Annotated in this window: 10 protein-coding genes and 1 tRNA gene; 6 read left to right on the plus strand and 5 right to left on the minus strand. The window is 75.4% G+C overall.

The window, feature by feature from the left end; translation table 11 throughout:
* Positions 1–2 precede the first annotated feature (2 nt).
* From ACH4SE_RS10100 to ACH4SE_RS10110, 3 genes are all read right to left on the minus strand, one after another.
* Positions 3–893, minus strand: coding sequence for an SIS domain-containing protein (locus ACH4SE_RS10100; RefSeq protein ID WP_398542854.1), 891 nt, complete (start codon positions 891–893; stop codon positions 3–5).
* A 303-nt stretch (positions 894–1,196) separates the two neighbouring features.
* The gene (locus tag ACH4SE_RS10105; RefSeq protein ID WP_398542855.1) at positions 1,197–1,697 is read right to left on the minus strand and encodes a MarR family transcriptional regulator; all 501 of its coding nucleotides are present in this window, start codon (positions 1,695–1,697) and stop codon (positions 1,197–1,199) included.
* A 413-nt stretch (positions 1,698–2,110) separates the two neighbouring features.
* A tRNA-Arg gene (locus tag ACH4SE_RS10110) sits at positions 2,111–2,183 on the minus strand.
* Positions 2,184–2,627: 444 nt separating this feature from the next.
* Here ACH4SE_RS10110 and ACH4SE_RS10115 point away from each other — a divergent pair.
* From ACH4SE_RS10115 to ACH4SE_RS10140, 6 genes are all read left to right on the plus strand, one after another.
* The gene (locus tag ACH4SE_RS10115; protein WP_398542856.1) at positions 2,628–4,253 is read left to right on the plus strand and encodes a dynamin family protein; all 1,626 of its coding nucleotides are present in this window, start codon (positions 2,628–2,630) and stop codon (positions 4,251–4,253) included.
* Between the two features lie 5 nt (positions 4,254–4,258).
* Positions 4,259–6,277, plus strand: a complete 2,019-nt coding sequence (locus ACH4SE_RS10120; protein WP_398542857.1) for an ATP-binding protein — start codon at positions 4,259–4,261, stop codon at positions 6,275–6,277.
* 127 nt (positions 6,278–6,404) lie between these two features.
* Positions 6,405–6,839 (plus strand): single-stranded DNA-binding protein, encoded by a 435-nt coding sequence (locus ACH4SE_RS10125; RefSeq protein WP_398542858.1) that lies wholly within the window; start codon positions 6,405–6,407, stop codon positions 6,837–6,839.
* 191 nt (positions 6,840–7,030) lie between these two features.
* Positions 7,031–8,695, plus strand: a complete 1,665-nt coding sequence (gene ettA / locus ACH4SE_RS10130) for an energy-dependent translational throttle protein EttA (RefSeq protein ID WP_398542859.1) — start codon at positions 7,031–7,033, stop codon at positions 8,693–8,695.
* Entirely contained in the window at positions 8,695–9,132 is a 438-nt protein-coding gene (locus ACH4SE_RS10135) for an acyl-CoA thioesterase (RefSeq protein ID WP_398542860.1), read from the plus strand. The genes ettA and ACH4SE_RS10135 overlap by 1 nt, the downstream gene beginning before the upstream one ends.
* Positions 9,129–9,881 (plus strand): hypothetical protein, encoded by a 753-nt coding sequence (locus tag ACH4SE_RS10140; protein ID WP_398542861.1) that lies wholly within the window; start codon positions 9,129–9,131, stop codon positions 9,879–9,881. Before ACH4SE_RS10135 ends, ACH4SE_RS10140 begins: the two co-directional genes overlap by 4 nt.
* Before the next feature lie 46 nt (positions 9,882–9,927).
* On the opposite strand, the gene ACH4SE_RS10145 is transcribed toward ACH4SE_RS10140, so the two are convergent.
* Positions 9,928–10,962 carry an ABC transporter ATP-binding protein gene (locus tag ACH4SE_RS10145; protein WP_398542862.1) on the minus strand — a complete coding sequence of 345 codons (1,035 nt, stop codon included), beginning with the start codon at positions 10,960–10,962 and terminating at the stop codon, positions 9,928–9,930.
* A complete protein-coding gene (locus ACH4SE_RS10150; RefSeq protein ID WP_398542863.1) occupies positions 10,959–13,838 on the minus strand; it encodes an FtsX-like permease family protein in 2,880 nt (959 codons plus the stop codon). The genes ACH4SE_RS10145 and ACH4SE_RS10150 overlap by 4 nt, the downstream gene beginning before the upstream one ends.

Consider the following 13,838-nt stretch of genomic DNA (forward strand, 5'->3'; position numbering starts at 1 on the left):
GGTCAGCCGAGGACGACCGAGCGGGTCAGGTGGCGCGGGCGGTCGGGGTCGAGGCCCCGGCGCGCGGCGACTTCCACCGCGAGGCGCTGGGCGCGGATCAGGTCGGCAAGCGGATCGAGGTCCTGCCGCGCCTCAAGGGCACCCCCGGTGGCCGCGATGGCGTCGGCGAGCCCGTCCGGCAGGCCCCCGAAGGCCCAGACCGCCCTGCCCGGGCCGGTGATGCTGATCGGGCCGTGGCGGTATTCCATCGCCGGGTAGCTCTCGGTCCAGGCCCCGGCGGCCTCACGCATCTTGAGAGCCGCTTCCTGCGCCAGGCCGTAGGTCCAGCCGGTGCCGAGGAAGGTGGTCTGCTCGGCCGCGGGCAGCGCGGCGGGGAGGTCGGCGGTGACGGCGGTGCGGGCGTCGGCGACGGCGCCGGTGAGGTCGTCGCCCAGGTGGGCGCGGAGCAGGGCGAGCGCGGTGGTGGCGAACCGGGTCTGCACGACGGAGCGTTCGTCGGCGAAGTCCAGCACCACGAGCTCGTCGGCGGCCTGCCGCACCGGGGTGCCGGGGTCGGCGGTGACGGCGGTGACCGGGACGCCCGCGTCCCGCAGCCGTGTGCACGCCCGGAGCACTTCCGTGGTGGTGCCGGAGCGGGTGAGCGCCAGCACACGGTCGTAGCCGCGGCCGAAGGGGTATGCGGAGGCGGCGAAGGCGTCGGTGAGCCCGTGGCCGGCCTGCTCGCGCAGCACCGCGTAGGACTGCGCCATGAACCAGGAGGTGCCGCAGCCGATCACCGCGACGCGCTCGCCGCGCCGCGGCAGCGCTCCGGCGGCGTTCGGGACCAGCTGTGCCGCGCGCACCCAGCAGTCGGGCTGGGTGGCGATCTCGGCGGTGGTCAGGGAAGCGGACATGGGTGCTCCTCGACAGCGCAGGCGGTGCCGGCCCGCCCCGGAGTCGGGGCGACGCGTGCAGTGTAGATGAGCGTTCGTGCGCGAAACCAGCCTTGATCGAGCAGAAATGTGCACGACGGGAGGGGGATGTCCGGGCGGCAGGCAGCGCGGGGACCCGAGGGGGTGGAGGGCAGGGGAGCCTTCGCGCGGGCCCGGCGGCCGCCCGGGCATGGCGGAGCGCGCGGCGGGCGGTGTGCCTGTCGCGGCGGGGTGGGAAAGGGGGGACGGGGGCGGAACGGCGGGGCGGGCAGCAGGCCTACCGCGTCAGCTGTCCGCCAACTCGTCCGTGGCGAGCCGTCCGGCGCGCGACGTGCGCAGCAGGAAGTCGGCGACCAGGAGCAGTTCGGCCTCGTCGTAGTCGGCGCAGATCCCGTCGACGGCGCTGTTCATCGCCGCGAAGAGGCGGGTCACTTCGGCGGTGCGCTCCTTGATCACCTGGACCAGTACGGACCGGCGGTCGGTGGGATTGGGCGTGCGCACCACCCAGTTGCCCCGCTCCAGCCGGTCGAGGACGCCGGTGAGGGTGGCCGGGTGCATGCCGGCGCGCTTGGCGAGGGCGGTCGGTCCGATCGGCCCGTGCCGGCTGATGAGGTCCAGGCACTCCAGATCGGCGTCCCGCAGGTCGAGCTGCATGCCGATCTGGTGGTTGAGCAGCGCCATCTGGATGCTGAGGTCGCGCAGGCCGTCCTGGATCCGGTGGGTCAGGCGCCGCCTCCGCCGTGTTGCCGAAGCTGCCGACGTGGTCCCGGGGAGTGTGGAATCCATACGCAGACGATCCTCGTAATCGCTAGCACGCGGGGACGGGCGGAACCACCGCACCGCCGCGTCGCGACCTCCGGGCGGATGATCTCCTTCCGGTTGCCGCGTCTGCGGTTCGGCAGAGGTGGCTTGGCGCACACCCTCTCACAACCCCAAAAGGGACTCATACGACTTACGTAAAACCTCGCTACCCCTGCCGACAGGTGGGGCGGGTGGGATGGACGAGGTCATCCGCGCCGCGCGCGGGCCGCCCGGCGGGGTGCGGCACCTGCGGCAACCGCGGTGCGGGGTGCCGGATCGGCGGAGTGGACGGACGTGTTCCTTTACGCCGTTGCTACGTACGTCCCGCTAGATTCGGGCCGCCGAAACGGTGGATGCGGCGGCCGGTGCCTCTGGGGGAGGCACCGGCCGCGCGAAGGCGCCCCCGGCAGGACTCGAACCTGCGGCCAAGTGCTTAGAAGGCACCTGCTCTATCCGCTGAGCTACGGGGGCCGGACAGCGGCCGCGGCTGTCTTCGCCCCTGGCTGGTTCCGTGACCTGTGCCGTGGTCAAGGATAGGGCGCCGCGTCCGTGCTGCTGTCTGCTTCAGCCGCGTGGCACGTTGTGGAGGTTCGGTGAAGCGGTCCGATAATCGCAGGCAGGCGCGCGAGCCGCATCGCTTTTGACGGGTCGCAACACTGCTGTTGTGCACTCGTTATGCCGGTGGCTCGTTCTGACTCCCACGTCCCAGCGGGCACCGCCTACCTGGGCTTCCTCATCGGCCCCAGCCCTTTCGCGCGCCTGCTGACCACCCCTTTCCGCCGGCGGCCGCCCTGGTCGCGTCCGGCGGCCGCGCGGCCCGTCCCGCCGCCGCCGGTTGGGCGTTATCCGGGCCGAATGGGGCCAATTGCCCGAAATACGCTTCATAAACAACCCAATATCGGGCATTCTGCCGACGTGGCGATCTTGGATGTACGGCCCGAGCTGCTCGACGCGCTGTCGGCGCTGCGTGATCGCGTCGACACCGCCTGCTTCCCTTTCCCGCTGCCCGGCGCCGACAGCGCCCGCCGCACCCGTCAGGAGCTGGTGGCGCAACTCGACGACTACCTCGTGCCACGGCTCACCGCGCCCGAGGCGCCACTGCTCGCGGTGGTGGGCGGCTCGACAGGGGCGGGCAAATCCACCCTTGTCAACTCACTTATCAGCCGTCGTGTGAGCGAATCCGGCGTTCTGCGCCCGACCACCCGCACCCCCGTGCTGGTCTGCCACCCCGAGGACCGGGCGTGGTTCGCCGACCCCCGGGTGCTGCCCCGTCTGTCCCGGGTCTGGACGGTACGCCAGCGGGTCCGCGGGGACGACGACGCCCCCGACCGCAGCGCACCGGCCCGTGCCGAGCTGCGCCTGGAATGCGACGACTCCCTGCCCCGCGGCCTCGCCCTGCTCGACGCACCCGACATCGACTCCCTCGTCGCCCGCAACCGCGAGCTGGCCGCCGAACTCGTCTGCGCCGCGGACATCTGGATCCTGGTCACCACCGCCGCCCGTTACGCCGACGCACTGCCCTGGCACCTGCTGCGCACCGCCCGGGAGTACGACGTCACGCTGGCCACCGTCCTGGACCGCGTACCGCACCAGATCGCCGACGACGTTAGCAGCCACTACGCGGCGCTGCTGGCCAGGGCCGGGCTCGGCGACGTGCCGAGGTTCACCGTGCCCGAGCTGCCCGAGTCCGCGGGCGGCGGGGGGCTGCTGCCGCAGACCACCGTCGCCGGGCTGCGCGCATGGCTGGCGCACTGCGCCCAGGACCCCGCCGCGCGGCAGCACGCGGCCCGCCGCACCGCCGAGGGCGTGCTCAACTCCCTGCGCAGCCGGCTGCCCGCGCTGGCCGCCGCCTCCGCCGCGCAGCACGCGGCGGCCCTGCGGCTGGCCCGCGTGGCCGAGGAGGCGTACGAACGTGCCGCCCGGAACATCGACGCCGCTGTGCGCGCCGGTGTCCCGCTCGCCGGGGAGGCGCTGGCCCACTGGCGCGGCTACCCGGCCTGCGGTCCCGACGCGCTGCAGGGCGCCCTCGTCGAGGAGGTCGCCGCGCTGCTGCGCGCGGAGACCGACGCCGCCGACGAACGCATCGCGGAGGCCTGGCGGAACGACGCGGCAGGGGCCGCGCTGCTCGACGACCCCGCCACCCGCCCGGACCGCGACCAGGTGGCTGTCGCGGCGCGGATCGACAAGGGCGTACGGCGCTGGCGCCGCGCCGTCGTCGACCTCGCCCGCGCCCACGGGCGCTCCGGGCACGACGGCGAGCGGGCGGCCGCCGACCCCGACGACGTCGCCGCGCTGCTGTGCACCGCGCTGCTCGGCGGCAGGCGCGGGCGGGCGGCCGGCGAGCGGCTCGCCGACACGGTCGGGGCACAGGCGGCGCTGCGGATGCGCGACGCCGCCCGCGACCGGCTCGCGGACGCCGTCGCGGGCCTGCTGGACGCCGAGCGCGACCGCCGGCTCGCACCGGTGGACGCCTACGACGTCACGGCCGGGCAGCAGGCCTCGCTGATCTCCGCGCTGTCCCTACTGCAGAAGGAGAGGTGACCCCGGTGCGCCCGACCACCACCGACCAGTCGTCCACGGCGCCGGAGCCGGAGGCGGGAAACGCGCTCCCCGGTACCGCGGGCCCGGCGGGCTCCGGCGCCCCGGCGGGCGCGGAGGCGGGCGGCGGCCCGGCAGCCGACCCGCTCGGCGAGCGCGTGGACGCCCTCGGCGAACTCCTCGGGCTGTCCCGGGCGCGGATCAGCCCCGACGCCCTCGCCGAGACCGGCGAGCTGCTCGAACGCGTCGCGGAGCGGCGCAGACTCTCGCACGAGCACACCGTGGTGGCCCTCGCCGGGGCGACCGGCAGCGGCAAGTCGTCGCTCTTCAACGCCCTCGCCGGGCTGCCCCTGTCCGCGACGGGACTGCGCAGGCCGACCACCGCCAGGCCCGTGTCCTGCGCCTGGCACCCCGAGCGGGCCGCGGGACTGCTGGACCGGCTGGGCATCGCCCCCCAGGACCGCTACGCCCGCCGGGCCCGCATCCCGGCGCCTGCCGGTGCCTGCGACCGGCCCGGCGGCGGTGCCGCGACGGGCACGGGCGGTGCGGAGCCGGGAACGGACGCGCGCCCCGAGGCGGCCACCGAGGACACGGACGCCGCCGCAGCCTCCGGCGCCGGCGGATACGGCGGGGCCGACGGCATCCCGGTCGGTGACGGCGACTTCCCGTTCGGCACCGGCGACCTGGCGGCCGGCACCGACCGGCCCGCGGACCGCAGCGGCGAGGCCGCGGAAGCCGCCACGAGCCTGGACGGCCTCGTTCTGATCGACCTGCCCGACCACGACTCCGCGGCGCCCGGCCACCGCGCGCAGGTGGACCGGCTGCTGGAACTGGTGGACGTCGTCGTATGGGTGCTGGATCCCGAGAAATACGCCGACGCGGCGCTGCACGAACGCTATCTGCGGCCCCTTGCCGGCCATGCCGACGTGACGGTGCTGGTGCTCAACCAGGTCGACCGGCTGCCGGGCGACTCGGCCGACCTCGTGCTCGACGACCTGCGCAGGCTGCTCGACGAGGACGGCCTCGCGGTCGGCGAGCACGGGGAGGCCGGCGCGGTGGTGCTGGCCACGTCCGCCCTCACGGGACAGGGTGTGGCCGATCTGCGGGGCGTGCTGGCGCAGATCGCCGACGAGCGTGTCGCGGCCGGCCGGCGGCTGGCGGCCGACCTGGACCTGACGGCGGACCGGCTGCACCCGCTCTACGTGGCCGAGGGCGGTGCCGGGCTCACCGACCCGGCGCGGGAGGAATTCGTCGACCGGCTGGCGGACGCGGTGGGAGCTGCCGCGGCGGGCCGCTCCGCGGAGCGGGACTGGGCGGCGGCCGCGCGCGCGGCGTGCGGCACGCCCTGGGGGAGGCTGAGGGGGGAACGGACGGTGGCGGGCGCCGGCTCCCCGCAGCCGCCGGCTGCCCCCGGCCGGCCGGGCGGCGCGGCGGGCGTGGCGGGGCTGGTGGCCTCCCGCCCGCTGGTCGGCGAGGCGGTGCGGGGGCTGGCCGCGGACGCCGCACGGGGGCTTCCCGAGCCCTGGGCGCAGGCGGTGCGCGACGCCGCCCGGCGCGGTGGAGAAGGGCTGCCCGCGGCCCTGGACACGGCGGCCGGCCGCGCCGAGCCGGGACCGCCGGAGCGCCCGGGCTGGTGGTCGGTGGCGCACGCCGTGCAGTGGCTGCTGATGGTGCTCGCGGTCGCGGGGGCGGTGTGCCTGATCACCCTGGCGGTCGGCTCGCTGGAGCTGCCGTGGTGGCCGCCGGCGGTGATGACCGCGGCCGGAGGGGCCGGCGGCCCGCTGGTCTCGGCGGGCTGCCGGGTCGTGGCGCGCGGCCCCGCCCGGCGGCACGGGCAGGCGGCCGAGAGGCGGCTGCGGGACGCGGCCGCCGACTGCGGGCGGGCCCGGGTGCTGGAGCCGGTCGCGGCCGAGCTGATGCGCTACCGCGAGGTGCGCGAGCAGTTCGCCGTCGTCGCCGCCTCCTCACCCGGTTCCCCGCGTGCGGGGGGCCGTGCCGCCGCGTCCCCCGCCCGCTCGTCCGGATGACCGGGTTATCCACAGAGGCAGGTTATCCACAGGCTTGGGACGGTTCTTCCGTGACTGTCCGGGATCCAGGGCACGATGTTCTCAGCGCGTCCCGCAGGGGGACGCCGGGAAGAGTGAGGACCGTGCGATGAACGAGACCCTGGTGACCGTGGTCGGCAACGTGGCGACGGAGCCCGAGATGCACACGACGGCGGCGGGCGTGGGCGTGACGCGCTTCCGGCTGGCCACGACGGCGCGGCGCTGGGACGCGGCGCGCGGGGCGTGGGCGGACGGGCCGACGAGCTTCTACACGGTGCGCGCCTGGCGGACGCTCGCCGGGCACGTCAAGGAGTCGGTCGGGATCGGCGAGCCGCTCGTCGTGCAGGGCCGGCTGAAGATCCGTGAGGAGGAGCGCGACGGGCGCCGCTACACCGACGCCGAGATCGAGGCGGTGGCTGTCGGCCACGACCTGGCACGCGGCGTCGCACGGTTCAGCCGGACGCTGCCGCCGCCCGTGGCCCGTCCCGAGCCGGTGGCGCCCCCGCCGGACGCTCCGGCGCCGGTGCCCCTGCCGGTGGCCTGAGCGTCCGGCGCACGGGAGGGTGACGGGCCGCTCCGGGCGGCGCTCCCCGCGCCGCCGCCGGTCCGGCGCGACCGCGCCCGGCGCCGGTACCCGTTCGCCCCGTGGGGTGGACGTACGGCAAGATGGGGTGTATCTGCCCTCACGCGGCGGAGCCGCACATTGGCCCTTCTCGATCTGCCGGACGGTTTCTCTTGGCTGAGTACATCTACACGATGCGCAAGACGCGCAAGGCGCACGGCGACAAGGTCATCCTCGATGACGTGACGCTGAGCTTCCTGCCCGGCGCGAAGATCGGTGTGGTCGGTCCGAACGGCGCCGGAAAGTCCACCGTCCTGAAGATCATGGCGGGTCTGGAGCAGCCGTCGAACGGCGACGCGTTCCTGTCGCCCGGGTTCAGCGTCGGCATGCTGCTCCAGGAGCCGCCGCTCGACGAGTCCAAGACCGTGCTGGAGAACGTGCAGGACGGCGTGGCCGAGGTCAAGGCCCAGCTGGACCGCTTCAACGAGATCGCCGAGCTGATGGCGACGGACTACTCCGACGCGCTGCTCGACGAGATGGGCCGGCTCCAGGAGAAGCTCGACCACGCCGACGCCTGGGACCTGGACGCGCAGCTCGAGCAGGCCATGGACGCGCTCGGCTGCCCGCCCGGGGACTGGCCGGTGACCACGCTGTCCGGTGGCGAGAAGCGCCGGGTGGCGCTGTGCAAGCTGCTGCTGGAGGCGCCCGACCTGCTGCTGCTGGACGAGCCGACCAACCACCTGGACGCCGAGTCCGTGCAGTGGCTGGAGCAGCACCTGGCCAAGTACGCCGGCACGGTCGTGGCCGTCACCCACGACCGGTACTTCCTGGACAACGTGGCCCAGTGGATCCTGGAGCTGGACCGCGGCCGGGCCATCCCCTACGAGGGCAACTACTCCACCTACCTGGAGAACAAGGCGTCCCGGCTCAAGGTCGAGGGCCAGAAGGACGCCAAGCGGCAGAAGCGCCTCAAGGAAGAGCTGGAGTGGGTGCGCTCCAACGCCAAGGGTCGGCAGGCCAAGTCCAAGGCGCGCCTGGCGCGTTACGAGGAGATGGCGGCCGAGGCCGACAAGGTGCGCAAGCTCGACTTCGAGGAGATCCAGATCCCGCCGGGCCCGCGGCTGGGCTCCGTCGTGGTCGAGGTCGAGCACCTGTCGAAGGCCTTCGGCGACAAGGTGCTGATCGACGACCTGTCGTTCACGCTGCCGCGCAACGGCATCGTGGGCGTCATCGGCCCCAACGGCGCCGGCAAGACCACGCTGTTCAAGATGCTCCAGGGGCTGGAGGAGGCCGACTCCGGCAGCATCAAGGTCGGCGAGACGGTGCGGATCTCCTACGTCGACCAGGGGCGGTCCAACATCGACCCGAAGAAGACGCTGTGGGAGGTCGTGTCGGACGGCCTGGACTACATCAACGTCGGCCAGGTCGAGATGCCGTCGCGGGCCTACGTGTCGGCGTTCGGCTTCAAGGGGCCGGACCAGCAGAAGCCGTCCGGGGTGCTCTCCGGCGGTGAGCGCAACCGGCTCAACCTGGCGCTGACCCTCAAGCAGGGCGGCAACCTGCTGCTGCTGGACGAGCCGACCAACGACCTCGACGTCGAGACGCTGTCCTCGCTGGAGAACGCGCTGCTGGAGTTCCCCGGTGCGGCCGTGGTCGTCTCCCACGACCGGTGGTTCCTGGACCGGGTGGCGACGCACATCCTGGCCTACGAGGGCAACTCGAAGTGGTTCTGGTTCGAGGGCAACTTCGAGTCGTACGAGAAGAACAAGGTGGAGCGGCTGGGGCCGGACGCCGCACGGCCGCACCGCGCCACCTACAAGAAGCTGACACGCGGCTGATGGCACGACACGTCTTCCGCTGCCCCCTGCGCTGGGGGGACATGGACGCCTACGGGCACGTCAACAACGTGGTCTTCCTGCGGTATCTGGAAGAGGCGCGGATCGACTTCATGTTCCGCCTGGCGCCGGGGGAGGGGAGCGCGTCCTTCACGGGCGGCTCCGTGGTGGCGCGGCACGAGATCGACTACCTGCGGCCGCTGGTGCACCGGCACGAGCCGGTGGTCGTCGAGACGTGGGTGACGCACATATCGGCGGCGTCCATGACCGTCGCCTACGAGGTCAGGGACGACGAGACGGTCTACGCCCGGGCCACGACGGTCGTGGTGCCGTACAACCTGGCCGAGGGACGTCCGCGGCGGATCACGCCGGAGGAGCGGGCCTTCCTGGAGAAGTACCGCGACGACGAGCGTGACGGCGACGGGGCCGTCGCCGTATGACCGCAGTGCGGCTGGTGCTCGGCCATGACAGCGGCTCCGCCGGGGCTCCGTCCGGGGCCCGCGGGCCGGGCGGGGCGGGCGGTGACGGCGAGCGGGAGGCCGCGGACCTGGCCGCCTTCCTCGGGCGGCTGGTGCGCTGGGACAAGGCGGCGGTCGTGCGGCTGCGGTCCGCGCCGGGCGAGGCGGCGCTCGGGGTCTTCGGGCACCCGCCGTTCGGCGGCGTGCTGGCCGTGCGCAGTGCCGCGCTGCGCGGGGCCGGGCCGGTGGGTGCGGCGGTCGACGCCACGGTGTCCGCCGGGCAGCTGCTGGAGGAGGTGACGGCGGCGGAGGAGGGTTTCGCGCTGCCGCCGTCCGTCACCGGGCCCGCCTGGGCCGGGGTGCTGCCTCCGCGCACCGGCTGGCAGCGGGTCGCCGAGCTGGACCCGGGCCAGGTGCGTGCGGCCGCCGCCGAGGCGGTCGCGGAATTCCGGGCCCGCACCGAGCGGCTGCCCCGGGAGGAGCGGACGCGGGCGGCGCTGGACGCGCTCGCGGAGGAGCTGTGGACGCGCCCCTGCCAGGGCACCACGCTGCGGGTGGTGCACGCCGCCCACGCGCTGGGCTTCCTGCGCGGCGGTGACGGCGCCGTCCCCACCGAGGCCCCCGTGGCGCTGCTGGCGGCGGGCCCGTGGACGCGGTTGCGTACGGCGTACGGCTCGGTGGCGATCCGCCGCGGGGCCCCGGGCGCCGGGCTGAGTTTCACCCCGGCGTGAGGCAGCGGGCGGGCGCGGGCCCGCCGGACGCGGCCGCTGCGGCCGGCTACTGCTGAGCGGTGGGGTGGTCGTCGGGGCGGACGGTGATGTGGTCGGGCTGGAGTTCCAGCAGGACGCGGCGGCGGATGGCCAGGGCCTCGGTGTAGTCCTGCGGGAGCTGGAGGCGGCCCGCCCGGTCGACGGTGGCGTACTCGCGGGCGACGACCGACTCGCGGCCGTGCTCGTCGATCTCGGTGCGCCGGACGACCTCGGACGCGGTGCGCCCGTCGCGGATGGCGACCGTGCGGTGGACGGCGTCGGCGACGGACTGGTCGTGGGTGACGACCACGACCGTGGTGCCCAGCTGCTCGTTGGCGGTGCGGAACGAGGCGAAGACCTGCTCGGCGGTGGTGGAGTCCAGCTCGCCGGTGGGCTCGTCGGCCAGCACGACCTCCGGGTCGTTGGCGAGGGCGACGGCGATCGCCGTGCGCTGCTGCTCGCCGCCGGACATCTGCGCGGGGCGCCTGTCCTGGCAGTGGGCGACGCCCAGCAGGCCGAGCAGGTCGGCCGCCCTGGCGGCGCGGCGGCGGCGCCCGCGCGGGCCGGAGCCGCCGGAGAGCTGCATCGGCAGCATGACGTTCTGCGCGGCGGTCAGGTAGGGCAGCAGGTTGCGGGAGGTCTGCTGCCAGATGAAGCCGACGACCTCCCGCCGGTAGCGCAGCCGCGACCTGGCGTCCATGGCGAGCAGGTCGTAGCCGCCGACCGAGGCCGCGCCCGCGGTGGGGACGTCGAGCCCGGCGAGGATGTTGAGCAGCGTCGACTTCCCGCTGCCCGACGCCCCGACGAGGGCCATCAGTTCGCCCTTGGCGACCAGCAGGTCCAGGCCCTGGAGGGCCTGTACCTCCACGCCGTCCGCGGTGAAGATCCGTACCAGCCGGTCGCAGCTGATCAGCGCGTCCTGGCCCCAGGCGGCACGGTCGCGGCGTTCGGCGGCCAGCCGTTCGAGGTCGGCGAGGCTCGCGGGTGCGGGTGCGGGTGCGGGTGCGGGTGCGGGCGCCGTACCGCCGTCCGCCGCGTCCGCCGTCACGTCGTCGTCGCTCATGTCGTCCGGTCACCCGCTCTCAGCTCGGTGCTCTCGTGTCGTCGTGCGGCGGCCCACGCCTGGGCCAGCAGGACCGCGCAGGCCAGCAGGACCAGCCCCGCGGAGGGTACGGCCAGCGACCAGGGGTCCGCGCGGAGGGTCACCGCCAGGGCGGGCGGCGGCACCGCCGAGGTGGTGCCCGTCCCGCTGCCGAAGGCCAGCGTGCCCAGGTCGATGCCGGGACGGAGCAGCGGTATCGCCGCGAGGCCCACCAGCGCACCGCCCACTGCCGCCAGCAGCACCTGCGGCAGCATCTCCAGCAGCACCAGCCGCCGGGACTGCCGGCGTGTCAGTCCCATCGTGCGCAGCCGCGCCAGCAGCGCGGTGCGCCCGGGCGCAGCGGCCATGAGGGACAGCAGCAGGGCCAGCGCGCTGTAGCCGGCTCCCGCGGCGACGGCGGACAGGTACACGGTGCGGGCGCCGTGCTGGAGCGGGGTGTCGGCCATCGCGGCGCGCTGCTCGGAGCGCAGCAGCACCGTGGCGGCGTTCGGCCCGGTGTGGGCGGCGACGTCGCGCAGCGCGGCGGTGTCGATGTGCTGCCCGGGCGCCTCGGTGGCGAGCAGCATCGTCGGCCCGCCGTACTGCGGGAGCGCGCCGAGCTGAGCGTGCTGGGCGTGCAGTTGCGCCGCGGAGACGATGACGAACTCGCCGTCGGTGGCGGCCGGGGTGGAGGAAAGGGTCGCCACCGGGCGGATATCGCAGCCGCCGACGTCGGTGGGCACGTGCGTGGTACGGCCGCCCAGCAGGCCGGCGATCTTCGGCGAGACGACGGCGGGCAGCGGCCCGTGCGCCCCCGCCGCGGCGCCCGGGCCGAACGCGTCCGGCGGGAGGTCCGGCAGGCCCGCGTCGCGGGTGATGCGGGCGTACGCGGCCGGGTCGTCGACGACCAGCAGTTCGTAGTTCTGCGGGATGTCCTGGTCGGCGGCGTGCGGCTCGACCCGTACGGCGGCCACGTCGCCGATCCCCGGCACCTTGCGGACCCTGGCCGGCAGTGCGGCGTCCAGCGGGAAGAGCGAGTCGACCCGGGCGTCGGCCCCCACGGCGACCGCCGCCGCGCGGTCCCGCCCGTGCGCGATCCCGGCAAGCACCGAACCGCCGAAGGACGCGACCGTCAGCGCGACCAGCATGGCCACCAGCGGCAGCGGTCCCCCGTCCGGCGCCCGTCCGGCCCGTGCGAGCCCCAGGTGCGCCACGGCCCCCCGCAGCCGGGCGGCGGGCCGGGCGAGCCGGCGCAGCGGCAGCGGGTAGAGGCGCAGCAGCACCAGCGCCGCGGCCACCGCCACCAGCACCGGCGCGGCTGCCAGGTACGGGTCGGAACCGTCCGCGGAGCCGCGCCGCCGCAGCGTCGCCACCGCCCCGGCGACCAGCAGCGCCACGGTCAGCTCCAGGACGAGCCGCCGCCGCGAGGGGCGGATCGCCACGAGGTCCTCGCGCTCGGCCGGGCGCGGCCGGCGTACGGCGAGGGTGGCCCGCAGCGGCAGCGCGAGCACGCCGGCCGCGGTCACGAGCGCGCCGAGTGCCACGGCGGCCGCGTGCCGCCCGGTCGGCAGGAGCAGCAGGGCGAGGGCGGTGCCGAGGATCCCGGCGGGCAGCGCGGCCGTGGAGGTCTCGGCGGTCACGCGGACGAAGACGCCGCGCAGCGAGCCGCCGCGTGCGCGCAGCAGGGCGGTCTCGCGCCGCCTGCGGCCGGCGGCGAGCCCGGCGGCCATCAGCAGCACGGCCAGCGCGGTGGTGCCGACCCCGACGGCCGCGACGAGCACCGGCGGATGCGCGGCGGTGCGGTCGGCGTCGAAGGCGGCGAGGACCCCGCCGACCCCGGCGACGGAGTGCAGGGCCGAGGAGCCGGTGTCGGTCGCGAGGCGGGTGGCGAGCGGGCCGTTGCCGAAGGAGGCCAGTTCGTCGCGCAGCGCGGGCACGTCGTGCGCGGTGAGCCGCGCGGTGTCCAGCGGGTGGTGCCAGTAGAGGGAGGCGCCGGTGCCGAGCAGCGGGATGGACTGCGCGGAGGCGCCGTCGATGAGGACGGTGAAGTGCCAGTACGTCCTCGGCGGGTCGATCATCGGGTGCGGCGGGAAGCTGACGAGCGGCGCGAGCAGGTCGTCGTCCACGGTCCAGAAGCCGGACTCCGGGTCGCGCGGGGCGAGGATGCCGCTGATGCGCACGGACAGCGGTGTCGCGCCGAACTTCATCAGGTGGACGGTCTGGCCGACCTTCAGGTGCAGCACCTGCGCGGTCTTCTCGGTGACGGCGCCCTCCAGCGAGAGCGCGGGTCTGCCGGTGCCCGGCGCGGGCAGCCGGCCCGCCACGACGCGGGCGTGCCGGGCGAGTCCGGCCTGCGCGACCAGGTCGGCGCCCGGCGCGTGGTCGGAGGTGCGCGGCAGTTCGGGGTCGGGGACCTCCGCCTCCGCGCCGCTGCGCACTCCCTGCACCACGCCGCCGGGCAGCAGCCGCAGGGGCGGGCGGACCAGGGCGCGGAAGGCCTTCTCGACGGCGTCGAGGGACGCGGGGTCCAGCGGGTCGCCGGCGGGGTCCCCGGACGTGCCGTAGTCCTCGGCGAGCGAGATCCCGTGGTTGCGCGGGGCGGCCTTCGCGACGGCGTGCCGCAGCGCGGTGTCCTCGTAGCGGTCGACGGCCCGCGGCAGGGCGGCGGCCAGGAAGGACGTGACCAGGACGAGCGCGGCCAGCGCCAGTGCCCCGCCGGGTGCGGCCCGCAGCCGCAGCACCAGCCACGATCCGGCGACGGGCAGGCCCCCGGCGCGCACCCCGGGGCCCGCGCCGGTCGGAGCCTGCGGGCCGGGCGGGTCCTCGGGGCGGGAGGGCGGGGGCGGTGTGGGCGGCAT

The sequence above is a fragment of the Streptomyces sp. NPDC020983 genome, assembly GCF_044333485.1.
Lineage (GTDB): Bacteria > Actinomycetota > Actinomycetes > Streptomycetales > Streptomycetaceae > Actinacidiphila.